Consider the following 26,966-nt stretch of genomic DNA (forward strand, 5'->3'; position numbering starts at 1 on the left):
GCGGGCGGCCACGGCCAAGGGCGAGGTTGCCCGTTATTTCAGCGCGAATTGCGCCGGATCGCCCAAGGATCGGGCCGTGCCCTAGCGCAGACCATCTTCGCCGGTCACGTCCGCAGCCGCCAGGCCCGCGACACGGTGATGGATGCGCGGGCCACGGCTCATCGCCAGCGCGAACAGCAGTTCATTGGCACGGGGGCCGTCGGCGATGCCCACCTCCATCGCGTCGAAATGGCTGCGCACATAGGCCGCGTTGATATGGCCCAGCGGGATGTCGATCCGGGTGCCGGGGCCGCCGACCTTCATCGACGAGGGCACGATCGCCTTGGCCTCGCCCAGCCGCTCGCGCATCGAATAGCCGCCCGGCACATGCCACAGCGCGGTATGTTCCAGCTCGCCGTTTTCACCGCACAGCGCGGCCTTGCCGTAGCCATCGATGCCCTGCGCCCCGCCCATCGCCGCGATCAGACGATCGGTCATCATCAGCCCCAGGGGCTTCAGATCGTCCATCGCGCCCTTGATGTCCTCGACATAGCGGCCGGCAAAGGGGTTCGCGACCAGCGCGATGATCGCGGCGCGGCGGCGCGGCAGATCGGCCACCGGGCCGCCGTCGTGGTGGATATCCTCGATGAAGATCATCGTTTTGCGGATCGGGAAATCAGGCATGGTGCAGCTCCGGTCGTTCGGCATTCGGTTCAGGGTCGGGCATCGGGCCGATGGTGCGGCTCTGGCCGTTCAGCAGCAGACAGGCGCCGCCGATCAGCCCCTTGTGCCGCAGGTCTTGCGCAAAGGCCGCGCCCCGGTCAAGCGCCACATCGGTTTCCGCGCCGCTCAGGCGTCCGACCTCCGTGGTGACCAGCCGCGCGCCCAGATCGCTGTCGGGCGCCAGATCATGGGCCGGGCGCCGGGTGATGGCGGGGTGTCCCGGCAGATCGACCGCGTTGGCGATCAGGGTGGCGGCGGCATCGGCGGCGGCGGCGGTTCCGGCCACCACGCTGACCGCATCGGCAATGCCCAGCGACTGGCTGCGCCCGCGCCAGCCCGAGGTGGCAATGCCCCGATACGGATCGGCGGCGCACAGCGTGATCCGGCCCCCGGCCATGGCGGCGGTGATCTGCGTCCCCTCTGCCAGAAAGAAGGCCACATCGCCGCCGTTGTTCACATAGGCGCGGGTCAGGCCGGGCGCACCGGCCACAGCGGCCAGAACCGCATCGGCCACCGCCCCGGCCACAGCGGCCATCGGCGTGATGAAAACGGGCGCGAACGGCGCCGCCGCGCGCTGCATCGCCTGCGCGATCGCGCCGGTCAGCGCGGCCTGCCCCACCGGACGGCGCAGCGCGGGCAATTCGGCCACCAACTCGTCCAGCACCGTGCTGAACCGCGCCGTGGCACGGGCAAAGGCGCGCTCCCGCGCGCCCCCGTCCGCACCGATGATCAGGTCGATCGGCCCGTGATGCAGGTGCAGCCGCTGCCCGTCCGGCAGAAGGGAGGCTTGCGGCCCCATCACCCTAGCCCGTGTCGTCCGGCAGCGGCGGCATGTCGCCGCGCGGGGCGACGGCGCGCATCCGGTCGCCATAGTCGCCGCCATGCTCCAGCACATCCGCCAGGCTGCGCACCGCGTCGCCATGCCCGCCCAGCGCAAGGTAGTCGTCGCGCCGCAGGGTGAATTCCAGCGGCGCCACCAGCGCGGGCGTGGGCACATAGCCAAAGGATCCCTCTGGCATCCTTGTGACATCCACCATCATGGTGATCCCGCCACCGGGCCAGATCCAGGCCGGGGCGCCGCCGCAGGTGACATGCGTCTTCAGCGCCTGCACCGAGCGCGTCAGCCGCACCGGGTTGCGCGTGACCCCAGACCGGAGCGACCCCCCCGCCCCGGCGGCGAACAGCACATTGCACAGCGCCGGTTCGCAGTTTTCAGCGATCAGATCGACCGAGGCACGCAACCCGTCGGGCAAGGCGGCGGGCTGCGGCACCAGCGCGTCGTCCAGCACGTAATAGCCCGCATGTTCCCCGGTGGTCGACACCATCAGAAGCGTCAGGCCGGGGCGCGCGCCCTTCTTCGGGTTCCAGTCGCCCAGAATCGATAGCGGCTCCTCGATATCGGTGCCGCCCCAGCCAAGCCCCGGCTGCGCCACCTGAAAATAGCGTCCCGGCGTGGACCGGCGCCCCTTGATGCGGATGCCGGTCTCGGGCCAGCCCAGCACCTTGCCCGCCTGATGCTCGGACACCACGCCGGTGATGTGATCGTCCACCACCACGACCTCGTCCACCAGCCCCCGCCATTGCGACGCGAACATCCCGATGGTGGCCGAGCCGCAGCCGACCCGCATCCGGTGTTCGGTCGCGCCGTCCACGATGGGCGGCTGGCCGGCCTGCACCACAACCGTGGCGCCGCCCTCGACCGACAGTTCGACCGGCTGCTTGTTGCACAACCGCAGCAGCGTGTCACAGGTCACCCGACCCTCGGATTTGGACCCGCCGGTCAGGTGATCCACACCGCCCAGCGACATCATCTGCGAACCGTATTCAGAGGTGATCATCAACCCCACCGCCTCGCCCTGCGCGCGGATCACCGCGCCTTCGGGGCCCAGGTGGCGGTCGGTGTCGATCTTCACCTTGACCCCGCAATAGGAATAGATCGCCTCGGTCACCACGGTGACGAAATCCACACCCTCGACCTCTCGGCTGATGATGAAGGGGGCGGGTTTGTAATCGGGATAGGTGGTGCCCGCGCCCACCGCGCTGACAAACAGATCGTCGTCGCGGATCAGATCGCCCTGCCATTCGGCGGCCAGGAACGGGCGAATTTCGCCGCCTTCGGCGATCCGGCGATCCAGCACCGTCAGCGGATCGCAACGCACGATCCTGCCGCCCTCATTGGCATAGCGGTCGCAGGCGCCGGTCATGCCCTCGGCCACGAAGCACATCACCGGGCAGGCGTCACAGCGGATCTTGCCCGCACGGGTCGTCGCGTCGGCGGTCATGCCCCATCCTCCGTCTGCGCGGCGCGGATCGCGGCCAGCACCCGGTGCGGCAGCGCCGGCAATTGCGTGATCCGCGCGCCCGAGGCATCGCGGATCGCATTCAGGATCGCGGGCGCGGTCGGGATCAGCACATGCTCGCCCAGCCCCTTGGCACCCATCGGGCCTTCGGGGTCGGGCACCTCGATCAGGACCGGGTCGATCTGCGGCATGTCGCCGGTGGTGGGGATCAGATAGTCGTGCAGGTTCTCGGTCCGGCCGGGAATGTAATCCTCCATCAGCGCCATGCCCAACCCCTGGGCGATGCCGCCCTCGATCTGACCTTCGGCCAGACGCGGGTTGATGACCCGGCCCAGATCATGCGCCGCAGTGATCCGGGCGACCCGGACGGTACCCAGGATCATGTCCACCTCGACCTCGGCCAATTGCGCGCCATAGCCGTAAACGGCATAGGGCACACCCTGCCCGTTGTCGTCCAGCGGCAGGGTCGGCGGGTCATAGCTTTCCTCGGCCAGCAGCGCATAGCCATGCCCGGCCTCGGGCAGATCGGCCAGCCGCAGCGTGGCCGTGCCGGAACTGTCGGTCACCAGCAGGCAATCGCCCTGCAACCGGATCGCGGCGTCCGCGCCCCGGTTGGTCAGCGCCAGAATCTGGCGCCGCAGCGCCGCGCCCGCCAGCAGCGCCGCCTTGCCCGACACAACCGTCTGGCGCGAGGCCGAGGTCTTGCCGCCATCGGGCGTGATCGCGGTATCGGGACCGATCAGGGTGAAATCCGTCAGGGGCATACCCAGCGCATCGGCACAAATCTGGGTGATGACGGTGTTCGAGCCCTGCCCGATATCGGTTGCCCCCTGATGCAGCCGCAGCGCGCCGTTCGGGGTGATCCCCACCCGGATGGTCGACGGGTTGGGCAGCGCGGTGTTGCCGCAGCCATACCAGCACGATGCAACGCCGATCCCGCGCCGCACGGCGCCCGCCACCGCGTTGAACGCCGCCGCCTCTGCCAGCGCCTGGCCCCAGCGCGGGGCCAGCGCATCCAGACAGGCGCGGATACCGACACCGTGCAGTTCCTGCCCACAGACCGTGCGGTCGCCGTCGGCCAGCGCGTTGCAGCGGCGAAACTCCAGCCGGTCCAACCCGCAGGCCGCGGCCAGATCGTCGTAAAGCAGTTCCTGCACCACCGCCGCCTGCGGCACGCCAAAGCCCCGGAACGCGCCGGACACCGGACCGTTGGTATGCACCGCCGTGGCCTCGGCCCGATAGTTCGGCACCCGGTACGGCCCCGAGGCATGAACCGGCACCCGGTTGGCCACCGTCGGCCCCCAGCTTGCATAGGCGCCGGTGTTGAAGGTGCCGTCGAATTCCATCCCGGCGATGCGGCCACCGGCGTCCACCCCGATCCGGGCGGTCATCCGGGCCGGGTGGCGCTTGGTGGTCGACATCATCGATTCCGCGCGGCCATACACCATGCGGCAGGGCTGGCCGGTCTTCAGCGCCACCAGCCCGATCAACGGCTGGAGCGAGACATCCAGCTTTGACCCGAACCCGCCGCCGGTGGCCGCCGGAATGATGCGGACCTTGTCAGGCGTCAACCCCAGCAGAATGGCGGTATCGTCGCGATCCATCACCGGGGCCTGGGTACAGGCCTGAATGACCAGCGTGTCGCCGTCCATCCAGGCACAGCCGGCCTCGGGCTCGATATAGGCATGTTCGACATAGGCGGTCTGCACCGTGACCTCGGCCAGATGCGCGGCCCCGGCCAGCGCGCCCGCGGCATCGCCCTGCACCACCCGGCCCCGGATCAGGATATTGTCGGGGCGGCTGTCATGCAGCGGCGGACCACCCAGCGCGGTGTCGGGCGCCAGCACCGGGTCGCGCGGCGCCCATGTAATCGGAAAATCGGACAGATCGAGCGTGGCCATCACCGCCTGCGGCCCGGCCACGATCGCCACCGCCTCGCCGCGCATCCGCGCGTGTTGCTCGGCCAGGGCGGGCTGATCGGCGAAGGGCGGGATGACGCCGAAGCGGTTGCGCCCCGGCAGATCGGCGCTGGTAAAGACCTGCACCCCCGCCGCCCCGGCCCAGCCCGCCAGATCGCCGAAGCGGAACCCGGCCGCGAAATGCGGTGACCGGATCGCGCGTACCACAAGCGCGCCCGCGGGCCAGTAATCCGCGCCGAACACTTCGGATCCGTCCACCTTGGGCCCACCGTCCAGCCGCGCGACCGCAGCCCCCACCGCCGCCCCCGCCTGTGGCAGGGGCGCGGGGGCCGGGCGCGCGCCCGCATCGCACACCGCGTCGATGATCTTGGTATATCCGGTGCAGCGGCACAGCACACCGCCCAGCGCCTCTTTCGCCTGGTCGCGCGTGGGCGCGGGCACCTGCGCCAGCAGCGCCGTGGCCGCCATCAGCATCCCCGGCGTGCAGATCCCGCATTGTGCCGCCCCGTGGCGCAGAAACGCCGCCTGCAGATCCGACAGCCCGCCGGACGACAATCCCTCGACCGTGGTCACGTCGCGGCCATCCGCCTGCGCCACCGGGGTCAGGCAGGCGCAGACCGCTTCGCCGTCCAGCAGCACCGTGCAGGCCCCGCAATCGCCCGCGTCGCAGCCGACCTTGGTGCCGCGCAGGCCCAGATCCTCGCGCAGCGCATCCGACAGGCGCCGCCCCGGCGCACCGCCAACCGCAACCTTTTGGCCATTCACCCGCAGCCCGATCCGCACATCCGCTTTGTTCATGCCACCCCTCCGGTCTGCGCACACAGCCCCGCGACCGCGCGGCGCAGCAATTCGGTGGCGCTGTGGCGCCGATATGCCGCATCTGCCCGGATATCCGCGATCGGGTCCAGCGCGGGCGCGACCAGCCCGGCGCTGATCCGCCCGGCCAGACCGGCCACGGGCCGGCCCAGCAGCGCGGCCTCTTGCCCCGGCAGCCGCACCGCCTGCGCGCTGCAAGCCCCGACCGACAGCGCAGCGCTGGCCACCAGGCCATCCTCGACCACCAGCCGCGCCGTGACCATGGCGATGGAGATCACCAGATAACGCCGCGCGCCCAGCTTCAGAAACGCCGAATGCCCGCGCGCCGCATCCTGCGGGATCAGAACTGCGGTCAGAATCTCGCCCGGCGCCAGGGCGGTCCGGCGCACCCCGGTCAGGAACTCCGACACCGGCAGCACCCGCACCCCGGCCTGCGAGGTCAGCTCGACCCGCGCATCCAGCGTCAACAGGCAGGGCACGCCGTCGGCGGCAGGCGAGGCATTGCACAGATTGCCGCCAAGGGTGCCCGCGCGCTGGATCTGAACCGATCCCACCTCGCGCGCGGCGGCCTTCAGCCCGTCAAAGGCGGGCGGCAGATCGGTGCGCTGAAGCTCGGCCCAGGTGGTCAGCGCGCCGATGCGGATCTGCCCGGCGGCTTCGGACACGCCGCGCAGTGCCGCGATGCCCGTCAGATCCAGCACATCCCCCGGCAGGCACTGCCCCTGCGTCGCCGGGAACAGATCGGTACAGCCCGCCGCGATGGTCGCCCGGCCCGACGCGGCCGCCGCCACTGCCGCGGACAGGGTTCGGGGTCTGAGATACGCCGTCACGTCAGCCCTCCTGCCACCGGGTGGAATGGGATTTATTGTTGGTATACCAATGGATTTTGAGGCGCGCCGGTTTTTCTGTCAATCGCAAATTCGACCTTGAAGCCGGGCGTGGATTGCAGGAATGATTCCGTATGAACAATTCAGCCCCCCCCGTTGACGCCGAATCCGACTATGTGCTCGAAAATCAGGTCGGATTTCAACTTCGGCGCGCGACGCAGCGGCACCTGGCGCTTTTCGCCGAGATGATCCCGACGCTGACCTCGACCCAATTCGCGGCGCTGGCCAAACTGTGCCACCTGGGGCCGACCTCGCAAAACGCGCTGGGGCGGCAGACCGCGATGGATGCGGCCACGATCAAAGGCGTGGTGGACCGGCTGCGCCGCAAGGGGCTGGTCTGTTCGGAACCCGACCCCGACGATCTGCGCCGCATCATCGTGATGCCGACCCAGGCCGGGCGCGACCTGTTCGAAACCTACCGCGAGGCCGCGCATGAGGTCACGCGCGAAACCCTGGCCCCATTGACCGTGAAAGAGCGCGCCACCTTTCTGGCGCTGCTGCTGAAACTGACCTGAGGTCTCAGACCCCAAGATAGCGCTTCAGCAATCCCGGATCGGCCTGCAGCGCGGCGGCGGGCAAGGTATCGCGGTTCTGGCCATTTTCGATAAAGGCCACCCGGTCGGCCACCGACAGCACCGCGTCGATCCGCTGTTCCACCAGCAGCACGGCCACGCCTTCGTCGCGCATCTGCACGATCACCTGGCGGATCAACTCGATCATCGAGGGCTGCAGCCCCTCGGTCGGCTCGTCCAGCAACAGCACCGTGGGGCGCAGGCACAGCGCCCGCGCCGTGGCCAGCATCTGCTGCTCGCCGCCCGACAGGGTATCGGCGCGCTGATCCAACCGTTCGCGCAGACGCGGGAACAGCGTCAGCACACGTTCCAGCACCTCGGGGCCGCTGTTGCGGGTCATCATCCCGATTTCCAGATTCTGCGCCACGGTCAGTTCGGCGAACAGCCGCCGGCCCTGCGGCACATAGCCGATGCCGCGTCTGGGCACCTCATGCGCGGGCAACGCGCCCAGATCGGTGCCATCCAGCAGGATCCGCCCCGCCTTCAGCGGCAACAGCCCCATGATCGCCTTCATCGTGGTGGTCTTGCCCGCACCGTTGCGGCCCAGCAGGCAGACGATTTCGCCCGCGTTCACCTCCAGCGACAGGCCGCGCAGGATCTGCGCCGGGCCATAGGCCACATCGATGCCCTTGATCTGCAGCATCAACCCACCCCCGTGCCCAGATAGGCGGTCTGCACCGCAGTATTGGCATGAATCTCGGCCGGGGTGCCTTCGGCCAGAATCTCGCCGAAATTCAGGACCGTGACGTAATCGGCCATCTCCATCACCACGCTCATGTTATGCTCGATCAGCAGAACCGTGGTTTCGCCCGACAGTGCCCGGATCAACGCCTTGAACTCGGCGATTTCGCTGTCGGCCAGCCCTTGGGTGGGCTCGTCCAGGATCAGCAGCCGGGGTTTCTGGGCGATGCCCATCGCGACCTCCAGAAGGCGCTGATGGCCATAGCTCAGATCGCTGGCCACCTGACCGGCATAGCCCGCCAGCCCGACCCGGGCCAGGGCGGCGTCCACCTCGCGCGTCACTGCGGCCCGGTCGCGCCCCAGCCGCCGCCGCGCCGCCAGCGCCACGTTTTCGCGCAACGTCAGATCGGCAAAGACCGAGGTGATCTGAAACGTATAGGCCATGCCGCGCGCCACCCGCTTATGCGCGGGCAGATCGGTGATGTCGGCGCCATCGAATTTCACCCGCCCGTCGCTGGGCGCGATGCGCCCGATCAACATGCTGACAAAGGTGGTCTTGCCCGCGCCATTGGGGCCGATCAGCGCGCGGATCTGGCCCTCGGGCAGGTCGAAATCCACATTATGCACCGCGCGCAACCCGTTGAAGCTGCGCGACAGGCCACGGGTGGACAACAGCACCGTCATGGCAGCCACCGCCACAGCCGCTTGCGCAGCTCGCCCGCCAGCCCCTGTTGCGCGAACAGCGTCAGCAGCACCAGCGCCACCCCCGCGATCAGCATATAGGCGCTGGTGATCCCGCTGGACAGGTCGATCAGATAGAACATGAACAGCGTTCCAATGAACGGTCCGATCACCGTGCCCGCCCCGCCCAGCAGCACCCACAGCAGCGGAAAGATCGAATATTGCACCGTGGCGAAGCTGGCCCCGGCATAGCCGAACAGCAGCCCGTAGCCCGCCCCGGCCGTGGCCGAGATCGTGCCCGAAATCACCACCGCCGCCAACTTGTGCCGGAACACGTCATAGCCCAGCAACTGCGCGCGTTCCTCATTCTCGCGGATCGCGACCAGCACCTTGCCCGTGGGCCGCCGCATCAGCCAAAGCGTGGCAAACAGACAGACCGCAAAGATCAGCAGCGCCGCCATGTAGCGGTTGACCGGATCACTCAGATCGATTCCGGCCATGATCCGTTCGGCCTGTTGAATCACGAACCCCTCGTCACCGCGGGTATATTCGCCGAACAGCAGGATCGTCAGATATACCGCCTGCGAAAACATCAACGTCACGATCATGAAGGCCACCCCGGTCGTCCGCAGCGCCAGCACCCCCACCACCAGCGACAGCATAAGGCCCGACGCAATACCCGCCAGCAGCGCGGGCGCGGGCGCAAATCCCAGATGCCGGATGCTGAGCCCCATGCCGTACATGCCGGCGGCAAAGAACATCGCGTGGCCCAGGCTCAGCAACCCGGTATAGCCGAACATGACGTTATAGCCGATCGCATAGGTGGCCAGCACCATCACCCGCGCCAGATTGCCGTGGTGATAGGCCGGCAGCACGAAATTCAGCGCGAACAGCAGCGCCACCAGCCCCACATGCAGGGTGATAACCTTGGCGGTTTCGCTCATCTTGCCGGTTTTCCCAACAGGCCCTGCGGGCGGAACACCAGCACGAAGGCCACCAGAAGCGTGGCGATGATCTTGGCCAGCGTCGGCGAAAAGAAGACCGAGATGATACCGTCGCTCATCCCGATCAGGATCGCAGCGATGACGGTGCCCGCCATGCTGCCCAACCCGCCGATGATCACCACGATAAACGACAGCAGCAGCGCCTCGCCCCCCATCAGGTAATGCGCCTGCTGGATCGGCACGATCAGCACACCGGCCAACGCCGCCAGCGCCGCCCCGATCCCGAAGACCAGCGCATAGACCCGTTCCACCGGAATGCCGAAGGCCTGCGCGGTTTCGCGGTCAAGCTGGGTCGCGCGCATCAGCAGGCCGATCCGGCTTTTGGCCATCATCGCCCAGATCCCCAGCAGCACGGCGGCAGCGGCGCCGATGACGAACAGCTTGTAGCTGGTGATGCTCAGCCCCCAGGGCCAGAACATCTGCATCCGACCCTCGACGAATTCGACCCAGGGCAGCGCGATCCGGGCGTTGAACGGCGGCGCCACCGGGCGTGCATCGGGGCCATAGGTCATCAGCGTGACCTGCTGCAGGATATACAACAGCCCGATCGTGGCGACGATCGTGCGCTCGGGGTCGTAATCCAGATGTTTCAGCACCGTCATGTCGGCAAGCGCGGCGATTACCCCCACGATCAGCGGCGCCAAGATCAGCGCGGCCACGAAGGCCAGCGCCGGGCCGCCGCCGATGAACGAGGTCACCCACCAGGCCAGAACCGCGCCCAGCATGTAAAACTCGCCATGCGCGACATTGACCACGCGCATCACGCCGAAGACCAGGCTCAGCCCCGACGCCATCAGCGCCAGCACCGCAGCCAGCACCGCGCCCTCAAGCGAGGCCAGAACAAGATAGGGTCCGAATTCCATGCGATTCCCGCGCCAGACGCGGCCTCGGGCGCGGGAATGCGCCCGAGGCCTGTTCGCTCAGAAGGATTGCGTCGTGTAATCGACCTCGTCGGGATAAAGCGTGTCCTCGATCGACGCGGTATGCGCGACCAGCAGCTTTCCGTCCGTGACCTTCGAGATGTATTGCGGGCCGAACACCTGATGGGTCTTGCCGTTGAACAGCTTGGCGCCCTGCGGATGCTCGTTAGACAACGGCATATCGGTCATCGCCTCGACCGCCTCGATCAGCGCGGCGCGGTCTTTGGGCCCGGTATAGCCCGCAGCCTCCATGCCTGCCTTGATGACATACATGGTTTCCCAGCAGCCGAACATGTGGGCATAGGTCGACACGTCCTTGGGGTCGCTGACCGAGGCGCCGTTTTCATCGACACCGATGGCGGCGCGATACTGCTTGTCATACTCGGTCTGATCGGGCTGGGCGTAACGCGGCATGCCTTCCCAGAAATAGGTGCCTTCCAGGAACTCCAGGCCGGGGCTGGACAGATCGACCGCTTCGAGACTGTCGATGAAGCCGAAAATCTCGGGCGCGTTGGGGCCGAAGAATTCGCCCATCTCCTTGACGAAGGTCAGCACGGCAGGGCCGACCATGACGTGATAGATCACCTCGGTGTCGCGCGGAATCTTGGGGAAATACTTGGTGAACGAGGTTTCCGCCGGCGGGATCGCAATCTTGGCCACCACCTCGCCGCCCTGCGCCTCGATCGCGGCCGAGAAATAATCGCGGTGGTCATGGCCGAAGGCGAAATCGGGATAGATCATCGTGACCTTCTTGCCCAGGTTTTCGGCCACGAAAGGCGCCATCGCCTGCACCTGGCTTTTCACATCGGTGATGCCGGGCTGGATGGTCCAGCGGTTCAGCATCCCCGAGGCAACGTGATGCCCTTCGGACACCACGAAATAGGGCAGTTTCAGTTCGCCCGCACGCGGGGCCGACCCGATCACCACATGGCTGAACAGTGTTCCAAACGCCAGATCGCAGTTGTGCTGAGTGGCGAATTTCTCGACGATTTCGGCGCCGCGCTTGGGGTCGGTACCGTCATCTTCGGTCACAATCTCGACCGGGCGGCCATTGATGCCGCCGGCGTCGTTGATCTGCTTGACGACGGCCTGGGTGGTGCGGTCGTACCAGCGCCCGTAGGACGCACCGATGCCGGTTGCGTGCATCTGGAACCCGATGCGGATCGGTTCAGAGGTTTGCGCCTGCGCATAACGCGCCCACATCGGCAGCGCCGTGGCGCCGGCAGCGGCCCCGGCGCCAACAGCCAGCGTTTTCAGGGCCTTGCGGCGCGACGGTGAGTTGGGGGTCGTTTTGGAGTCGGACATGAAACAGATCCCTGTTGGTGGATTTGATCGGTCTTTTATTGGATGTTCTGTGGATCAGTCTGTATGCACACATATGTTTTGTCCAACTTTTTTCCCTTTACGTCACACGCCGCGTGGCGACGCCAGCAGCCAAAGCCCGAAAAGCGTGTAAAGAACCATGAATGTTGCCAAAGGTATCTGACTAAGCGCCGCTTTTCTGTGCGAACTGAAAAGACGTACCGCCAAAGCGTGGGATAAAAGGATCGCCAGAACATGCCCCAGCACCACCGCGCCCGCCTGCGACAGCCAGATCGCGCGCACCGTAGCTTGGGTGTTGAAAAAGCCGGTGGTGACATAGAACTCGCCCAGACCCAGCAGATCGGCGCCCCGGTCCAGCGGGTCGGTCGCGGTCAACAGCGCATATTGCCCCTCGACCAGAAGGCTGGGCAGGTAATGGCCGAAATGATAGCCCAGCGCGATCGGCAGGATCGCCGGCGCAAAGCTGCGAAACCCTTGGGCGAACATGCCCCGCGCCCCCGCCAGCCGCAGCCCGGCCTGAACCGCCAGCGCAAAAACCGCCACCAGCAGCACGACCGCCACCAGCAGACCGATCAGATTGGGCCCGATCACCGCCGAGCGGCCGGGAAATTCCAGCGGGTTGATGCCCAGCCGGCCAAACCACCAGAAGGTTTCGTTCAGCCCGTCGAAGCTGCCCACCGCCAGCATCACGACCATGAACACCGCCAGCCCCGGGGGCGGCGCGCGGCGGCACAGAATCTGCCAGCCGGGCAGCCCGACGCGCCAGCGCCCGCCGGACTTGCCGAACAGCGCGACCGAGGCATAGTTGCGCAACAGCACGCTCAGCCCTTCGCAGCGGCGCAGCCATTTCGGGCCGAACACCACCAGCCCCGCGAAATGCAGCGCCCAATATCCCGCCACCATCGGCGCCAGCCGGTCCGGGTCGGATGGCGACGGATCGGCCAGCAGCACGGCGGCAAACCCCAGAAAGGTGATCAGCGCGGGCCAGTGGCCGACCCAGCCGGGCAGCACCGCCAGCCGGTGCAGGCCAAACAGGCGCTGCAGCAGTGTATAGGGTCCGGTCCACGGGTTGACCCAGCGCCACAGATCGCCCAGCACGCCCTGCAAGGTGACAAAACCGACCCACCACAGGCTCCAGACCGCCAGTGGCAGCGGGTTGTGCATCGGATTATGCGACCCGGCCCAGCCCGCCGCGACCAGCGCCGTCAGCACCAGAAACGACAACAGGCTGACCCAGGCGGGCGCGCTGAAACCCCGGCTGCGGATCAGCGCCAGCGGCCGGAACAGGCCCAGCGCCATCCGGTCCGGCAGGGCCGAGACCAGGATCACCGTCAGCAGCACACTGGCCACGCCCCCCGCGATGTAAAAGGTCGTGGGCAACAACAGCACAAACCCGCCCTCGGTGGCGTGGGCGTGGGCAATGCGGGCGGGCGCAAGGGCGACCATAAAGGCCGCAGGCAGCAGGCGGAGCAATCGTGTCATGATGTCAGCATCCGGCATTTTTCGCGCCGGGGAAACATCCAAGACGCCGCACAGGCGCGTTGACTTTTGCCCGGCACGGACAAATCATTTGCACACCAACAGTTTCTCATCGCAAAAGGACATGCGACTCATGGGCGGATCAGCGACAGGCCAGATTGTGGGCGTCGATGTCGGCGGCACCTTCACCGATCTTATCCTGCTGGATCAGGCCACCGGCCAGGTCCGGCTGGCCAAGGTGCCCAGCACGCTGGACAATCAGGCCTTCGGGGTTCTGGCCGCACTGGACGAGGCCGGGGCCGATCTGCGCGCCATCGATCTGATCGTGCACGGCACCACCACCACCACCAACGCGGTGCTGGAGCGAAAGCTCAGCCGCGCCGGGCTGATCACCACCGCCGGGTTCCGCGACGTTCTGGAACTGGGCCGCCGCACCCGGCCGCACCCTTATGGCATGAAGGGTGAATTCACGCCGGTGATCCCGCGCGACCTGCGGCTGGACGTGCCCGAACGGATGGACGCCGCCGGTCAGGTCGTCACCCCGCTGGACGAGGCCGCGGTGGCCGATGCCGGCCGGGCGCTGCTGGCGGCGGGCTGCGTGTCGGTCGTGGTGCATTACCTGCACGCCTATGCCAACCCCGCGCATGAGTTGCGCACCGCCGAGATATTGCGCGCATTCTGGCCCAACGATCACATCACGATGGGCCACGCCCTGCTGTCCGAAAGCCGCGAGTTCGAGCGCGGGGTGACCGCGGCCGTCAACGCCTCGGTCCAGCCCTTGCTGGAACGCTATATCCGCCGGTTGGTCGAAGAGCTGGAACAGGGCGGGTATGGTGGCGAGCTGTTGGTGATGAACGGCAATGGCGGCATGGTGTCGTCGCGACTGGTGTCGCGCGAGGCCGCGAAAACCGTCATGTCCGGCCCGGCCTCTGGGGTGATGGCGGCGGCCTATACCGGGCGGCGGGCGGGAATGTCGGACCTGATCACCTATGACATGGGCGGCACCTCGACCGATGTGGCGCTGATCCGGGGGGCGGAACCGTCGGTGTCGAACGAGATCGAGATTGAATATGCCATGCCGATCCATGTACCGATGGTCGATGTGCGCACCGTGGGCGCGGGGGGCGGCTCGATCGCGCGGGTCAACGCGGCGGGGTTGCTGGAGGTCGGGCCGCACAGCGCGGGCGCCGTGCCGGGGCCCATCTGTTACGGGCGCGGCGGGACCGAACCCACGATATCGGACGCCAATCTGCTGCTGGGCCGGCTGAACCCGGCCAAGCTGAAATCGGTCGAGGGCGGGATAAGCGTGGCCGATGTCGCCCACGCGTTCGAGGATCGGCTGGGCGCGGAACTGGGGCTGGATGCCACCGGCGCGGCCGAGGCCGTGATCCGGCTGGCCAATATCAAGATGGCTGGCGCGATCCGCATGGTTTCGGTGTCGCTGGGCGCGGATCCGCGCGATTTCGCGCTGCTGGCCTTTGGCGGCGCGGGGCCGCTGCACGCCACGGCGCTGGCGCGCGAACTGGGGGTGCCGCGCGTGCTGGTGCCCTGCCGCCCCGGCATCACCAATGCACTGGGCTGCGTCGTGGCCGATCTGCGGCACGATTTCGTCAGTACGCTGAACGCCCCGCTGGAGGGGCTGGACATGGCCCGCCTGCACGATGTCTTTGCCCACCAGACCCGTGAAGGCGAGGCGCTGATCGGCAAGGAAAACATCGAGATCCGCACCCTGAAGCGGCTCTATAGCGTCGATATGCAATTCGTCGGCCAGACCCATCTGCTGCGGGTGCCGCTGGACGGCCCCCGGATCGACCGCGACAGCCTGCGCGCACGGTTCGAGGAAACCTATTTCCGCCGCTTCCGGGTCGAGCTGGCCCAGATCCGCGCCACCGTGGTCAATGCCAACTGTTCGGTCATCGGGGAACGCGCGGCGCTGGATCTGTCGACGCTGATCGACCCGGCCGGGCGCAAACCGACGCTGGCCGAAGCACAGACCGAGACGCGCCAGACCTTTTTCGATGGCACATGGCACACGACGCCGGTCTACTGGCGCGATCACCTGCCCCGCGATTTCGCCCTGACCGGCCCCGCCATTGTCGAGCAGATGGACACCACCGTGCTGATCGAGCCGGGCGACGTGGCCACCGGCGACGCGGACGGCAACATCATCATCACGATCAAAGGTGCAGCATGAGTATCGACCCGATCACCCTGTCGGTCATTCAGGCCGGCCTGCAACAGGTCTGCGACGAGATGGACCTGAGCTTTTCGCGCGCCGCCTTTTCCCCCGTGATCGCCGAGGCCAACGACCGCTCGGACGGAATCTATGCCGCCGATGACGGCGCGCTGATCGCGCAGGGCGCGGGCGGGCTGCCGGTCTTTGTCGGCACGATGCAGTATTCGACCCGCACCTTGATCGAGATGATCGCCGAGGGCCGCGCCGTGCCGCCGCAACCGGGTGACATCTATATCGTCAACGACCCCTATCTGGGCGGCACCCACCTGATGGATGTGCGCTTTGCCCGGCCGTTTTATCGGGACGGCGAAATCTTTTGCTGGTTGTCGAATACCGGCCACTGGCCCGATACCGGCGGCGCGGTCCCCGGCGGGTTTTCGGCCTCGGCCACCAGTGTGGAACAGGAAGGGCTGCGCCTGCCGCCCGTTCGGCTGTTCAAGCAAGGTGTGCTGGACGACGAAATCTATGCGATCATCTGTTCCAACATCCGGGTGGCCGATCAACGGATCGGGGATGTCAAAGCACAGGCCGCCGCGCTGATGGTGGGCGAAGAGCGGCTGAACGCCCTGCTTGATCGCTATGGCGACGACACAGTGCGCGACGCCATAGCCGAGCTGCGCCAGCGGGCGGCGGCGCAGATGCGCAGCTTCATCGCCGACATCCCCGAGGGCCGCTATCCGGCCACCGCCTGGATCGACAGCGACGGCGTGGTGAATGAACCGCTGGAAATCCGCCTGTGCGTGACCCGCGCCGGCGAAACGCTGAATTTCGATTTCACCGGCTCCAGCGCGCCCTGCACGGGGCCGATGAATTCGGTTCTGGCGACCACGCTCAGTTCGGTCTATCTGGCGATGCGTCACATCTTCCCCGAAGTGCCGATCAGTGCCGGCGCGTTCGAGCCGTTACAGGTGACCGGGGTCGCGGGCACCTTTCTGGATGCGCGCTATCCGCGCCCGGTGTCGGGCTGTGCCGCCGAGGTCAGCCAGCGGATCGCCGAGGCGGTGTTCGCCGCCCTGGTCCCCGCCCTGCCCGACCGCGTCACCGCCGCGCCCGCCGGTACCAGCGGCAATTTCGCACTGGGCGGGCACGATCCGGCCACGGGGCGCGATTTCGTGATGTATCAGTTGTCGGGCGGCGGCTATGGCGGCAATGCCGATCACGACGGGCTGAGCAACGGCTGCTCGACCATCGGCATTTCCAAGGCCCCGCCGGTCGAAATCATGGAGCAGGCCTTTCCGGTGCTGTACCACCATTACGCGCTGCGCGAAGGGTCGTGCGGCACGGGGCGGCATCGCGGCGGGTTCGGGCTCGATTACGCGCTGGAGCTGCGCCGCGGCGCGGCGCGGGCCAGTTTCGTGATGGATCATGGCCGCTTCGGCCCGCAGGGCGTGCTGGGCGGCGGCGACGGCGCGGTGAACGAGGTCACCGTCTGGCGCGGTGGCGTGGCCTATACGCCCGCGCATCTGTCAAAGGAACAGGACATCGCGTTGCAGCCCGGCGACCGGGTGCACGTGCGCACGCCGGGCGGTGGCGGCTATGGCGACCCGTTCACCCGCGCGCCCGAGGCGGTGCTGGAAGACGTGCGGCTGGGCCGGTGCAGTGCGGATCAGGCCCGCGACGGGTTCGGGGTGGTGCTGACCGGGGCGCCGCTGGCAATCGACCACGACGCCACAACGCGGCGGCGCGCGCAGGCCAACCGGGGCTAAGGTCAGACCGACGCGAACACCAGCCGCACGCGCAGCCCGCCCAGATCGGCCTGTTCCAGATGCAGCTGACCGCCATGGCGCCGCACGATCCGGTCGGCCAGCGCCAGGCCCAGCCCGGTGCCGCCGGTGGCCCGGTTGCGCGATGCCTCGCCGCGTTCGAACGGTTGCAGCAGCCGCATCCGGTCGCCCGGCGCGATGCCCGGCCCGTCATCGTCCACCGTCACCACCAGCGCGCCGGGCCGGGCGGTCAGGGTGACCTCGCACCGATCGGCATGGTGCATCGCATTTGACACCAGATTGTCGAAGCATCGCGCCATCAGTTCGGAATTGCCGGTGATCGCGGTGCCGCCCAGCGGCGCGTTGATCCGGACCAACACCGCGTCATGCCGCGCCAGCCCGCGCAGCAGTTGCGCCAGATCGACCTTCTGATCCAGCGTGGCCAGCCCGGCGGTGGCAAAGCGCACCGCTTCGTCCGAGATGCGGCTGATCTCTTCGATGTCGCGCTCGGCGTCGGCCTGCAATCCGGGGTCCAGCCCGCGCAGCCGCAGCCGCAGCCGGGTCAGCGGCGTGCGGATGTCATGGGCGATGGCCGCGATCATGTCGGTGCGGTTCTGATCCAGCCGCGCGATCCGGCCCTGCATCGCATTGAAGGCCAGGATCAGTTCGCGCAGATCGGCGGCCCCCGTGGGCGGAACAGGGCGCGGCAGCAGGCTGTCGCCGAACTCGGCCGCGGCACTGCGCAGCTGGCGCAGCGGCCGCATCTCGCGCCAGACCGCGAAAATGACCAGAAACGCCACGAATGTGCCCATGAACCCGCCCACCTGCCCGACCGGCAGCCCGCCCAGCGTCAGGGTGCCGCCGCCCTGACGCTGCAGCACCAGCCAGGTGCCGTCGTCCAGCGCAACGCTGACCCGCACCCGCCCCGGATTCATGAAGCCCCGGAGGCGGGCGAAGGGCGTATCGGCGTAATCGGCGGCGACGGCCACGTTGACCGCGCGCCCCTTGAAAACCTGCGAATAGCTGCGCAGCCGGGCGGTTGCGGCGGGCATGCCCAGATCACCCGCCACCCCGGCGGTTTCCGGGGCCGATGCCGCGATCCGCAGCAACAGGTTGCCATCGCTGAAGGCGCGCAGCAGCAGGTCGCGCCCGGCCGGATCGGCCTGTTCGAACAGCGCCACCATCGCGGCAAGCTGATCGGGATAGGGCAGCCACAGATCGGTAGGCGCGGCGCTGCGGCGCTCGGTCAGATAGGCGGTGGTCATGATCCCCTGAAGCGACACGAAGGCCAGCCCGAGCAGCAGGATCAGACGCCCGGTCAGGCCCAGCCGCCTCATGCCAGGCCCCGCTGCACCGGCACGCTGAGCATATAGCCGCCGCCGCGCACCGTCTTGATCACCTGCGGGCGGCCCGGATCGTCGCCCAAGGCGCGGCGCAGCTTCGACACCTGCACGTCGATCGCCCGGTCGAACGGGTTGGTCATGCGGCCACGGGTGCCGTCGAGCAGCTGATCGCGGTTCAGCACCCGGCCCGGATGCTGCACGAAAAAGGCCAGCAGGTCGAATTGCCCGGACGACAGGTCCACATGCCGGCCCGTGGCGCGTTCGGTCAGGGTGCGGGCGCTGAAATCAAGCCGCCAGTGGGCGAATTCGGCGATCTGCCGGTCCGGCCCGGCGGGCGCGTGACCACGCCGCAGCACCGCGCGCACACGCGCCAGCAACTCGCGCGGGTTAAAGGGTTTGGGCAGGTAGTCGTCGGCGCCCAGTTCCAGCCCGACGATCCGGTCGATATCGCTGCCGCGCGCGGTCAGCATCAGGATGCGCGGCCCGCCCCGCGCCGTCAGCCGGCGGCAGATCGACAGCCCGTCCTCGCCCGGCAGCATCAGATCCAGCACCACCAGATCGGGATTGGCGCGCGCCAGCAGGCGGTCAAGCTCGGCCCCGCCCGACAGCGGCGAGACGGCATATCCCTCTTCCTCGAGCATGGCGGCAACCATGGCGCGGATCTCGGGCTCGTCCTCGACGATGGCGATATGCTGTTTCAACTCCATGGCCGAAGCCTACAGCAGCGCCCCGCCCCGCCGGAAGATGCCACAGCGCCCACTTACAATTCTTTACAAAGCGTTTCACACCGCAAATTCCCGGCTTACGCGCACACGCCATGTTGACCCCATCGAAAGACACCCGATGGAGGACCCGATGCCGATCAAACTGTCCCCCCTGGCGCTGGCGCTGACCGTCATCGCCGGCACCGCCGCCGCGCAGACCATGATGCCGGTGGATGCCGATGACGACGGCAAAATCTCGCAGACCGAGGTGGTGAACATGGCCACCGCCCGGTTTGCCATGCTCGACGCCAACGGCGACGGAACCCTGACCCAAACGGAATTCGTGCAGAATTTCGTACAGGGCTTCGACGTGATCGACGCCGATGGCGATGACATGATCACCCGCAAGGAAATCCGCGCCAAGGCCCGCGAAGTCCGCGCGGTTCTGGGCGTCGCCCACTGACCCAATCCCACCCCAGCCCCACAGACAGGAGAAACCACAATGACCCGCACCCCGCTTATCCCCGCCCTTGGCGCCGCCCTGTGCCTGACCCTGACGGCCACCGGCGCCCTGGCCGACGGCATCAGCCGCTCATCCACGATCCAGGGCAGCAACGGCCGCGGCGTTACCCGCGACAGCACCGGCAGCTATGACGCGGCGACCGGCACCTATACCAGCAGCGGCACCGCCACCACCAACAGCGGCCAGACTGTCACCCACAACAGCACCACCACCTGCGCCACGACCGGCACCGGCGGCGCAAGCTGCGAAAAATCGGCCACCGCGTCGGGCGCCAATAACAGCGTCAGCAGCACCACCCAGCGCAGCTATGCCGATGGCACCGGCACCAAGACGGTGACGACCGAAGGCAGCAACGGGCGCAGCGTCAACCGCACCCGCTGGCTGAGCGTCAATCCCTGATTTCGGGGCCCCGATCCCGGCCCGGGAACCGCACCAAAAGAAAGCCCCGCCGCCCTTCAAGGCCGCGGGGCTTTCGTGTCGAGAGTTCGAAACCGTCGCACACCCTAGTTGCCGGTGGTCGCCGCTTCGCCAGTTTCGCCGGTTTCGGTCGTGGTGCCGTTGAGCTCGGCCAGCAGCGCCTGGGCCTGCGGGATCATCGTGGTGCAGTCGGGGGACACCTGCGCGGCGTTCGCCTCCAGACAGGCCAGAATGCCACCGTCGCCGCGCGGGGCGTTGGCGCAATAGGTCTTGATGTCCTTGCGGCAGGCGCGGCCGATGGCGCGCATCTGGCTGCGCTGTTCGCTGGTCATCTCGGGCATCGTGCCGCTTTGCGCATGGACCGGCACCGCACTTGCAGCCAGCAGGGCCACCGCGGCGGCGGCGGCAAGGTTTCTTGGAATATGAAACATCATTCGCTCCGTTCATGATGAATAAGCCCGGGGCCGTTCCGTGAGCGGGACAAGGGGCCTTGGGCCCCGGGCTTACGTTGGATCGGCGCAACCCGCGCCGATATGCCCATGGGCTAGCAGCCGCAGCGTGATCCTTGATGTGCGCAATGTAATTTCTGGTAACGCGCGGATTCTCCGCCGCCCGAACGAAAGTCAGAACGCAAAAGGCGCGCCCCGCCGGACGCGGCCTGTCTGATCGAATCGACCGCCCCTCAGGCGTCTGCGTCGTCTTCCAGCGCCGCGATCCGGGCCTTCAGCGCCTCGTTTTCTTCGCGCGCTTTCTGGGCCATGGCGCGCACGGCGTCGAATTCTTCGCGCGTTACGAAATCGCGATCCGCCAGCCAGCGGTCGACCATCCCCTTGAAGGCGGTCTCGGCCTCGTCCTTGGCGCCCTGGGCCACGCCCATGGCGTTGGTCATCAGCTGGGACATATCGTCGAAAAACTTGTTGCGGGTCTGCATTGTCCCCTCCGGCGTTACACTCCTTCCCTATATGGGCCTCGGGGGCGGCAAGCTCAAGGTTGACTTCGCCGCCGGGCAACGGGCAAGAGGCAGACATGCAAGCGATCCTGAAATATCCCGATATCAGCCCCGAGATCTTTTCGATCTCGGTCTTCGGTTTCGAGCTGGCGCTGCGCTGGTACGCGCTGGCCTATATGGTGGGGCTGCTGCTGGGCTGGCGGCTGGTGGTGCGGCTGGTCAGGACCGACCGGCTGTGGCCCGGCGCGCGGGCACCGATGACGGCCACACAGGTCGAGGAACTGCTGACCTGGGTGATCCTGGGCGTGATCCTGGGCGGGCGGCTGGGCTTCGTGCTGTTCTACAAGCCCGGCTATTATTTGCAGAACCCGCTGGAAATTCCGATGCTGTGGCATGGCGGCATGGCGTTTCACGGCGGGCTGATCGGGGTGATGGTCGCGCTGATCCTGTTTTGCCGCAAACAGGGCGTGGTGCTGATGTCGGCGGCGGACGCGCTGGCGCTGGCGACGCCGCCGGGGCTGTTCTTTGGCCGGCTGGCCAATTTCGTCAATGCCGAACTTTGGGGCCGCGAAACCGATGTGCCCTGGGCGATGATCTTTCCGACCGATCCGGCGGGCGTGCCGCGCCACCCCTCGCAGCTTTACGAGGCCGGGCTTGAGGGGCTGCTGCTGGGGGTTGTGCTGCTTTATCTGGTCTATCGCCGGGGCTGGCTGCGGGTGCCGGGACAGACCGCCGGGGCGTTCTTTCTGGGTTATGGTCTGGCGCGGTTCTGTGTCGAATATTTCCGGCAGGCGGATTTTCAGTTCGTCAGCCCCGACAACCCGATCGGATTCGCGCTGCACTGGCATGGGGTCGGCGTGACCATGGGTCAACTGCTGTCACTGCCGATGGTCGCGCTGGGGATCGCTCTGATCCTGATTGCGCGGCGCCGGGCGTGACCCCGCTGGCCGATATCCTGGCCCGCCGCATCGCCGCCACCGGGCCGATCACCCTGGCCGATTTCATGGCCGAATGCCTTCTGCATCCGCAGCACGGCTATTACGCCACCCGCGATCCGTTCGGGGCGGACGGCGATTTCACCACCGCCCCCGAGATCAGCCAGATGTTCGGCGAAATGGTAGGCCTGTGCCTGGCGCAAATCTGGCTCGATCAGGGGGCCCCCGCGCCGTTTACCCTGGTCGAGATCGGGCCGGGGCGCGGCACGCTGATGGCCGATATCTGGCGGGTCACGCGCGCGGTTCCGGGATTTCACGCCGCCGCGCGGCTGCATCTGGTCGAGGCATCGGCGACCCTGCGCCGTGTGCAGCGCGACACGCTGGGCGATCTGCCGGTGATCTGGCTGGATCATTCCGCCGATCTGCCCGAGGCACCGTTGTTTCTGGTCGCGAACGAATTTTTCGACGCCCTGCCGATCCGCCAGTTCCAGCGCGACGCCAAGGGCTGGCGCGAACGGCAGGTGGCGGTGCGCGACGGCGCGCTGCGGTTCGGCCTGTCCGCACCGGCCCCGATCGCGGCGCTGGACCACCGGCTGGCCGACACGCGGCCAGGCGATGTGGTGGAAACCTGCCCCGCCGCCGCCCCGGTCATGGCCGAGATCGCCAGCCGAATCGCGGCGCAGGGCGGCGGCGCGCTGATCATCGACTATGGCGGCTGGCATTCCCTGGGCGACACGTTTCAGGCGCTGCACCGGCATCAACCCGTCGATCCGCTGGCCATGCCGGGCGAGGCCGATCTGACCGCCCATGTGGATTTCGAGGCGCTGGCACAGGCCGCAACCGGCGTGACCCACGCGCCCCTGACCCCGCAAGGCGTGTTTCTGGAACGCTTGGGCATCACCGCCCGCGCCCAGGCCCTGGCCCTGGCCCGCGATCTGAGCGGTCCGGCGCTGGAAAGCCACGTCGCCGCGCATCGCCGCTTGACCCACCCGCAGGAAATGGGAACGCTCTTCAAAACGCTCGCCCTGTTGCCCAGGGGCGCGCCAACCCCACCGGGATTCGCGCCATGACATTGGAAATTCTGACCTCCGACGCGCTGTTGCCGCTGCGCCACGGATTTTTCACCCGACGCGGCGGGGCGTCTTCGGGGGTGTTTCACGGGCTGAACTGCGGGCCCGGTTCAACGGATCTGGCCGAGGCGGTGCAGATCAACCGCACCCGCGTGGCCGACGCGATGGAGGTCGGCCTAGAGACGCTGATCCATATCAATCAGGTTCATTCCGCCGATGTGGCCCATGTGCAGGGGCCGCTGGACCAAAAGCCCCGCGCCGATGCCGCCGTTACCGCCACACCGGGCGTGGCGCTGGCGATTCTGACCGCCGATTGCCAGCCGGTGCTGTTCGCCGACGCACGGGCCGGCGTGATCGGCGCGGCCCATGCCGGCTGGCGCGGCGCGCTGGACGGGGTGCTGGAGGCGACGCTGGACGCGATGGAGACGCTGGGCGCCGATCGGGCCGACACGGTGGCGGTGATCGGCCCCTGCATCAGCCAGCGTGCCTATGAGGTCGGCCCCGAATTCCTTGATGCCTTCCTGGCCGATGACCCCGACAACAGCCGCTTTTTCGCCGGCGGCACGGGCGACAGGATGTTGTTCGACCTGCCCGCCTTCGGGCTGCACCGACTGCGCGCGGCCGGGATCGGACAGGCCGAATGGACCCGCCACTGCACCTATTCCGACCCCGACCGATTCTTTTCCTATCGCCGCGCCACCCATGCGGGCGAGGCCGATTACGGCCGCCTGATTTCGGTGATCCGGCTTTAGGCGCACCGGACCGTTCGCCACAATTCCACCGCATGATGACCGCGAAAGGACACATTCCGCGTCACAGCACCGCCCCATTGCCGCGCCAGATTACGCAATGAGGCCGGTCACGGCCAAAGGACATGTGAAATATACAGGCCCGCCCATCACGGGCGGCCTGGCGGAAGAACGGGAGTGTGTGAGATGAAAACGAAGCGCCGCTGGATGACCTCGATTCTGGCAGAAAGCACCAAGAAAACCGCCGCCCTGCCCTGGGCCCGCGGCACGCGCCCGACCCGCGCCCGACCGGCCAAGGCCATGCACGCCGCCCGCGCCTGACCTTCGCCCACCGGCGCTTGCGGCCCCGACAGATTTTTTCGCCCCCCGTGCTGACCGGCACGGGGGGTTTTTGATTCGCTGGCGGCTTTGGGCAAATGTGGCAGAACTGGCCGTCGCCGCGAAACAATACCACGCACAAAAGCGGGATTGCCCGGCGGCCCGGCGGCAAAGATGAGATTCCTTTGACAGCCCCCCGGGAAATAAGGCAAATCCGGGTTAGTTATTATTTCGTCTGCAAGTTTTCGGTGGGGGCCGATGCAGATGTGACCGGACCTGAAGGACTGTTCGCATGTCGCACCCTCGCCTCCCTGCCGCTGGTTTCGCGGCGGGTCCCCGGGCCGCTCTGCCCGCTCTCTCGACGGTCACGTCGGACCGGCAACCTTCGCGCGCAACGCCTCTTACGCGCCGATACGAAGTTGCCGGTCTGACACCCGTCGGCCGTCATGTCGATTTCTCAACTGTCGCGCCCGCCACGCCGGATTTCGAATCCGCCTGCGCCAGCTTTGCCCGCGGAACGCTGATCGCCACCCTCCAGGGGCCCGTCGCGATCGAGGACCTGATCCCCGGCATGGACCTCCTGACCGCCGATGCCGGTCCCCAAAAGCTGTTGTGGGTGGGATCGATGATGGTGTTTCCCAGCCTGCCCGGCCTGAACGAGGATGACGTGCGCCTGACCCGGATCACGGCCGACACGTTCGGTCTGGGCCGGCCGATGTCTGATCTGATGCTTGGCCCGCGCGCGCGCCTTCTGTTCCGGCATTCCGGCTGCGTCACCATGTTCGGCACCCCGGCGGCCTTTGCCCCGGCCCGTGCCTTCGCCGATGGCACCAGCATGATTTCGGTCAAACCCGCCACCCCGGTCCGGGTCTATCATCTGGCGCTGCATGGCCAGCACATCATCCGCGCCAACGGGATCGAGGTCGAAAGCTTTCACCCCGGCGACCGCGCCGACACGATGATGGACAAGGCCACCTGGGATCTGTTCCTGGGTCTGTTCCCGCATGCCCGCAGCATCGCCGATTTCGGCCCGATGCCGCATCCACGCCTGACCGCCTTCGAATACGAAGGGCTGAACGTCGCCTAGGACGATTTGCCCAGCCGCGCCTCCAGCACGTCGAAAGGCACGCCGGGGTCGTCCTTGGCGCACCGGATCACCAGCGAGGTTTTCACGCTGGCCACATTGTCGGCTGCGGTCAGTTGTTCGGTCAGGAACCGCTGAAAGGTGGACAAATCGGGCGCCACGCATTTGAGGACGAAATCGACCTCGCCGTTCAGCATGTGGCATTCGCGCACAAGCGGCCAGTTGCGGCATCTTTCCTCGAACGCCGACAGGTCGGATTCGGCCTGGCTTTGCAACCCCACCATCGCGAAGACCTGAACCTCGAAGCCAAGCCCGCGCGCATCGACATCGGCGTGATAGCCGCGGATAAAGCCCGCCTCCTCCAGCGTCCGCACCCGGCGCAGGCAAGGTGGCGCGGAAATGCCGACGCGCTTGGCCAGCTCGACATTGGTCATGCGCCCGTCGGCCTGCAACTCGGCCAGTATCTTTCGATCGATCGGATCGAGTTTCGAACCCTGCATGCCTGCTCCTGGAATTTTCGCAGATACTATGCACGGGCCGGGCTGGACGCAATATTATTTCACGCTTGAGCAATTCATTTGACGACTTTATGAAAATCGGTTCGCGCGGGCCATTGCGGCGGGATCGCCCTTTCATGCGCGGCGCGGCGTGGCTATATGCTGCGCGAACGGTTTTCGAAAGGGTCAGTCATGGGCGAAACGCGGCACAGCAAATTGTTGATCATCGGATCGGGTCCCGCGGGCTATACCGCAGCGGTTTACGGCGCCCGTGCGATGCTGGAGCCGGTCCTGATCCAGGGCATCCAGCCCGGCGGCCAGCTGACCATCACCACCGAGGTGGAAAACTGGCCCGGCGAGATCGAGATCCAGGGCCCCGACCTGATGATCAAGATGGAGGCCCACGCCCGCGCCGTCGGAACCGAGATCATCGCCGACTACATCAACGCGCTGGACCTGTCCAAGCGCCCCTTCACCGCCATCGCCGACAGCGGCACCACCTATACCTGCGACGCGCTGATCCTTGCGACCGGCGCCCAGGCGAAATGGCTGGACCTGCCGTCCGAGGAGAAATTCAAGGGATTCGGCGTATCCGCCTGCGCCACCTGCGACGGGTTCTTCTATCGCGGCCAGGAAGTCGTCGTGGTCGGCGGCGGCAACACTGCCGTCGAAGAGGCGCTGTTCCTGACCAATTTCGCCTCCAAGGTCACGCTGATCCACCGCCGCGACAGCCTGCGGTCGGAAAAGATCCTTCAGGATCGCCTGTTCAAGAACCCCAAGGTCGAACTGTTGTGGAACCACGCGATTGACGAGATCACCGGCAGCGACAACCCGATGGGTGTGGAAGCGGTGCGCGCGAAACATGTGGACACCGGCGAAATTACCGAGGTGCCGTGCAAGGGCGTGTTCATCGCCATCGGGCACGCGCCGGCGTCGGAACTGGTCAAGGACAAGCTGGAAACCCACATGGGCGGCTATGTGGTGACCAAGCCCGACAGCACCGAAACCTCGATCCCCGGCGTGTTCGCCGCGGGCGATCTGACCGATCACAAATACCGGCAGGCGGTCACCAGCGCCGGCATGGGCTGCATGGCCGCGCTGGAAGCCGAACGGTGGCTGGCCGAACAGGAATGATCCCCTGTCCGGCAACGCCT

General features: G+C 67.2%; 27 protein-coding genes. 11 read left to right on the forward strand and 16 right to left on the reverse strand.

The features are described 5' to 3' along the window. Nucleotides 1-81: 81 nt before the first annotated feature. From ACSR1C_RS09140 to ACSR1C_RS09160, 5 genes are read right to left on the reverse strand one after another with little or no spacing between them, the layout of a single operon-like run. Nucleotides 82-663 carry an amino acid synthesis family protein gene (locus ACSR1C_RS09140; RefSeq protein WP_460259182.1) on the reverse strand — a complete coding sequence of 194 codons (582 nt, stop codon included), beginning with the start codon at nucleotides 661-663 and terminating at the stop codon, nucleotides 82-84. After that, nucleotides 656-1,501, reverse strand: coding sequence for a UPF0280 family protein (locus ACSR1C_RS09145; RefSeq protein ID WP_460259181.1), 846 nt, complete (start codon nucleotides 1,499-1,501; stop codon nucleotides 656-658). The genes ACSR1C_RS09140 and ACSR1C_RS09145 overlap by 8 nt, the downstream gene beginning before the upstream one ends. A gap of 4 nt (nucleotides 1,502-1,505) precedes the next feature. Then, nucleotides 1,506-2,984, reverse strand: a complete 1,479-nt coding sequence (locus tag ACSR1C_RS09150) for a 6-hydroxynicotinate reductase (RefSeq protein WP_460259180.1) — start codon at nucleotides 2,982-2,984, stop codon at nucleotides 1,506-1,508. Further along, a complete protein-coding gene (locus ACSR1C_RS09155) occupies nucleotides 2,981-5,719 on the reverse strand; it encodes a molybdopterin-dependent oxidoreductase (protein ID WP_460259179.1) in 2,739 nt (912 codons plus the stop codon). Before ACSR1C_RS09155 ends, ACSR1C_RS09150 begins: the two co-directional genes overlap by 4 nt. Then, nucleotides 5,716-6,567, reverse strand: a complete 852-nt coding sequence (locus tag ACSR1C_RS09160; protein ID WP_460259178.1) for an FAD binding domain-containing protein — start codon at nucleotides 6,565-6,567, stop codon at nucleotides 5,716-5,718. The genes ACSR1C_RS09155 and ACSR1C_RS09160 overlap by 4 nt, the downstream gene beginning before the upstream one ends. 131 nt (nucleotides 6,568-6,698) lie before the next feature. Here ACSR1C_RS09160 and ACSR1C_RS09165 point away from each other — a divergent pair, with 131 nt between their 5' ends. Beyond that, nucleotides 6,699-7,139: a MarR family winged helix-turn-helix transcriptional regulator gene (locus ACSR1C_RS09165; protein WP_460259177.1), complete on the forward strand. Its 441-nt coding sequence runs from the start codon at nucleotides 6,699-6,701 to the stop codon at nucleotides 7,137-7,139. 4 nt (nucleotides 7,140-7,143) lie between these two features. Here ACSR1C_RS09165 and ACSR1C_RS09170 read toward each other — a convergent pair whose 3' ends face one another. From ACSR1C_RS09170 to ACSR1C_RS09195, 6 genes are all read right to left on the reverse strand, one after another. Continuing rightward, nucleotides 7,144-7,839: an ABC transporter ATP-binding protein gene (locus ACSR1C_RS09170; RefSeq protein ID WP_460259176.1), complete on the reverse strand. Its 696-nt coding sequence runs from the start codon at nucleotides 7,837-7,839 to the stop codon at nucleotides 7,144-7,146. After that, a complete protein-coding gene (locus ACSR1C_RS09175; RefSeq protein ID WP_460259175.1) occupies nucleotides 7,839-8,561 on the reverse strand; it encodes an ABC transporter ATP-binding protein in 723 nt (240 codons plus the stop codon). Before ACSR1C_RS09175 ends, ACSR1C_RS09170 begins: the two co-directional genes overlap by 1 nt. Beyond that, nucleotides 8,558-9,502 (reverse strand): branched-chain amino acid ABC transporter permease, encoded by a 945-nt coding sequence (locus ACSR1C_RS09180; RefSeq protein ID WP_460259174.1) that lies wholly within the window; start codon nucleotides 9,500-9,502, stop codon nucleotides 8,558-8,560. The genes ACSR1C_RS09175 and ACSR1C_RS09180 overlap by 4 nt, the downstream gene beginning before the upstream one ends. After that, nucleotides 9,499-10,425 (reverse strand): branched-chain amino acid ABC transporter permease, encoded by a 927-nt coding sequence (locus tag ACSR1C_RS09185; RefSeq protein WP_460259173.1) that lies wholly within the window; start codon nucleotides 10,423-10,425, stop codon nucleotides 9,499-9,501. Before ACSR1C_RS09185 ends, ACSR1C_RS09180 begins: the two co-directional genes overlap by 4 nt. 57 nt (nucleotides 10,426-10,482) lie before the next feature. Further along, nucleotides 10,483-11,787 carry an ABC transporter substrate-binding protein gene (locus ACSR1C_RS09190; protein ID WP_460259172.1) on the reverse strand — a complete coding sequence of 435 codons (1,305 nt, stop codon included), beginning with the start codon at nucleotides 11,785-11,787 and terminating at the stop codon, nucleotides 10,483-10,485. A 102-nt stretch (nucleotides 11,788-11,889) separates the two neighbouring features. Next, nucleotides 11,890-13,287, reverse strand: coding sequence for a hypothetical protein (locus ACSR1C_RS09195; protein ID WP_460259171.1), 1,398 nt, complete (start codon nucleotides 13,285-13,287; stop codon nucleotides 11,890-11,892). A gap of 130 nt (nucleotides 13,288-13,417) precedes the next feature. Here ACSR1C_RS09195 and ACSR1C_RS09200 point away from each other — a divergent pair, with 130 nt between their 5' ends. Next, nucleotides 13,418-15,478: a hydantoinase/oxoprolinase family protein gene (locus ACSR1C_RS09200; protein ID WP_460259170.1), complete on the forward strand. Its 2,061-nt coding sequence runs from the start codon at nucleotides 13,418-13,420 to the stop codon at nucleotides 15,476-15,478. Further along, the gene (locus tag ACSR1C_RS09205; RefSeq protein ID WP_460259169.1) at nucleotides 15,475-17,226 is read left to right on the forward strand and encodes a hydantoinase B/oxoprolinase family protein; all 1,752 of its coding nucleotides are present in this window, start codon (nucleotides 15,475-15,477) and stop codon (nucleotides 17,224-17,226) included. Before ACSR1C_RS09200 ends, ACSR1C_RS09205 begins: the two co-directional genes overlap by 4 nt. Before the next feature lie 2 nt (nucleotides 17,227-17,228). Here ACSR1C_RS09205 and ACSR1C_RS09210 read toward each other — a convergent pair whose 3' ends face one another. Next, nucleotides 17,229-18,560, reverse strand: coding sequence for an ATP-binding protein (locus ACSR1C_RS09210; RefSeq protein WP_460259168.1), 1,332 nt, complete (start codon nucleotides 18,558-18,560; stop codon nucleotides 17,229-17,231). Beyond that, nucleotides 18,557-19,273, reverse strand: coding sequence for a response regulator (locus tag ACSR1C_RS09215; protein WP_460259167.1), 717 nt, complete (start codon nucleotides 19,271-19,273; stop codon nucleotides 18,557-18,559). The genes ACSR1C_RS09210 and ACSR1C_RS09215 overlap by 4 nt, the downstream gene beginning before the upstream one ends. Before the next feature lie 148 nt (nucleotides 19,274-19,421). Between ACSR1C_RS09215 and ACSR1C_RS09220 the strand changes: the two genes are divergently transcribed. Then, the gene (locus ACSR1C_RS09220; RefSeq protein WP_460259166.1) at nucleotides 19,422-19,733 is read left to right on the forward strand and encodes an EF-hand domain-containing protein; all 312 of its coding nucleotides are present in this window, start codon (nucleotides 19,422-19,424) and stop codon (nucleotides 19,731-19,733) included. Nucleotides 19,734-19,772: 39 nt separating this feature from the next. Then, a complete protein-coding gene (locus ACSR1C_RS09225) occupies nucleotides 19,773-20,192 on the forward strand; it encodes a hypothetical protein (RefSeq protein WP_460259165.1) in 420 nt (139 codons plus the stop codon). 104 nt (nucleotides 20,193-20,296) lie between these two features. On the opposite strand, the gene ACSR1C_RS09230 is transcribed toward ACSR1C_RS09225, so the two are convergent. Both ACSR1C_RS09230 and ACSR1C_RS09235 read right to left on the reverse strand, forming a co-directional pair. Then, nucleotides 20,297-20,641, reverse strand: a complete 345-nt coding sequence (locus ACSR1C_RS09230) for a cysteine rich repeat-containing protein (protein WP_460259164.1) — start codon at nucleotides 20,639-20,641, stop codon at nucleotides 20,297-20,299. Nucleotides 20,642-20,892: 251 nt separating this feature from the next. Further along, nucleotides 20,893-21,141 (reverse strand): accessory factor UbiK family protein, encoded by a 249-nt coding sequence (locus ACSR1C_RS09235; protein ID WP_460259163.1) that lies wholly within the window; start codon nucleotides 21,139-21,141, stop codon nucleotides 20,893-20,895. A 95-nt stretch (nucleotides 21,142-21,236) separates the two neighbouring features. Between ACSR1C_RS09235 and lgt the strand changes: the two genes are divergently transcribed. The 5 genes from lgt (at nucleotide 21,237) to ACSR1C_RS09260 (ending at nucleotide 25,318) form a co-directional block, all read left to right on the forward strand. Next, on the forward strand, nucleotides 21,237-22,097 hold the full coding sequence (gene lgt, locus ACSR1C_RS09240; protein ID WP_460259162.1) for a prolipoprotein diacylglyceryl transferase: 861 nt from the start codon (nucleotides 21,237-21,239) through the stop codon (nucleotides 22,095-22,097). Then, complete coding sequence (locus ACSR1C_RS09245) at nucleotides 22,094-23,164, forward strand: class I SAM-dependent methyltransferase (RefSeq protein WP_460259161.1); 1,071 nt, start codon at nucleotides 22,094-22,096, stop codon at nucleotides 23,162-23,164. The genes lgt and ACSR1C_RS09245 overlap by 4 nt, the downstream gene beginning before the upstream one ends. Then, on the forward strand, nucleotides 23,161-23,916 hold the full coding sequence (gene pgeF / locus ACSR1C_RS09250; protein ID WP_460259160.1) for a peptidoglycan editing factor PgeF: 756 nt from the start codon (nucleotides 23,161-23,163) through the stop codon (nucleotides 23,914-23,916). Before ACSR1C_RS09245 ends, pgeF begins: the two co-directional genes overlap by 4 nt. Before the next feature lie 183 nt (nucleotides 23,917-24,099). Further along, on the forward strand, nucleotides 24,100-24,234 hold the full coding sequence (locus ACSR1C_RS09255; RefSeq protein WP_460259159.1) for a hypothetical protein: 135 nt from the start codon (nucleotides 24,100-24,102) through the stop codon (nucleotides 24,232-24,234). A 289-nt stretch (nucleotides 24,235-24,523) separates the two neighbouring features. Further along, on the forward strand, nucleotides 24,524-25,318 hold the full coding sequence (locus ACSR1C_RS09260; protein WP_460259158.1) for a Hint domain-containing protein: 795 nt from the start codon (nucleotides 24,524-24,526) through the stop codon (nucleotides 25,316-25,318). On the opposite strand, the gene ACSR1C_RS09265 is transcribed toward ACSR1C_RS09260, so the two are convergent. After that, nucleotides 25,315-25,815, reverse strand: a complete 501-nt coding sequence (locus tag ACSR1C_RS09265; protein ID WP_460259157.1) for an Lrp/AsnC family transcriptional regulator — start codon at nucleotides 25,813-25,815, stop codon at nucleotides 25,315-25,317. The two genes, ACSR1C_RS09260 and ACSR1C_RS09265, sit on opposite strands and share 4 nt — an antisense overlap. Before the next feature lie 189 nt (nucleotides 25,816-26,004). On the opposite strand from ACSR1C_RS09265, the gene trxB reads away from it, so the two are divergent. Next, the gene (gene trxB / locus ACSR1C_RS09270) at nucleotides 26,005-26,946 is read left to right on the forward strand and encodes a thioredoxin-disulfide reductase (protein WP_460259156.1); all 942 of its coding nucleotides are present in this window, start codon (nucleotides 26,005-26,007) and stop codon (nucleotides 26,944-26,946) included. Nucleotides 26,947-26,966 lie beyond the last annotated feature (20 nt).

This window comes from Actibacterium sp. D185-2 (genome assembly GCF_054954595.1).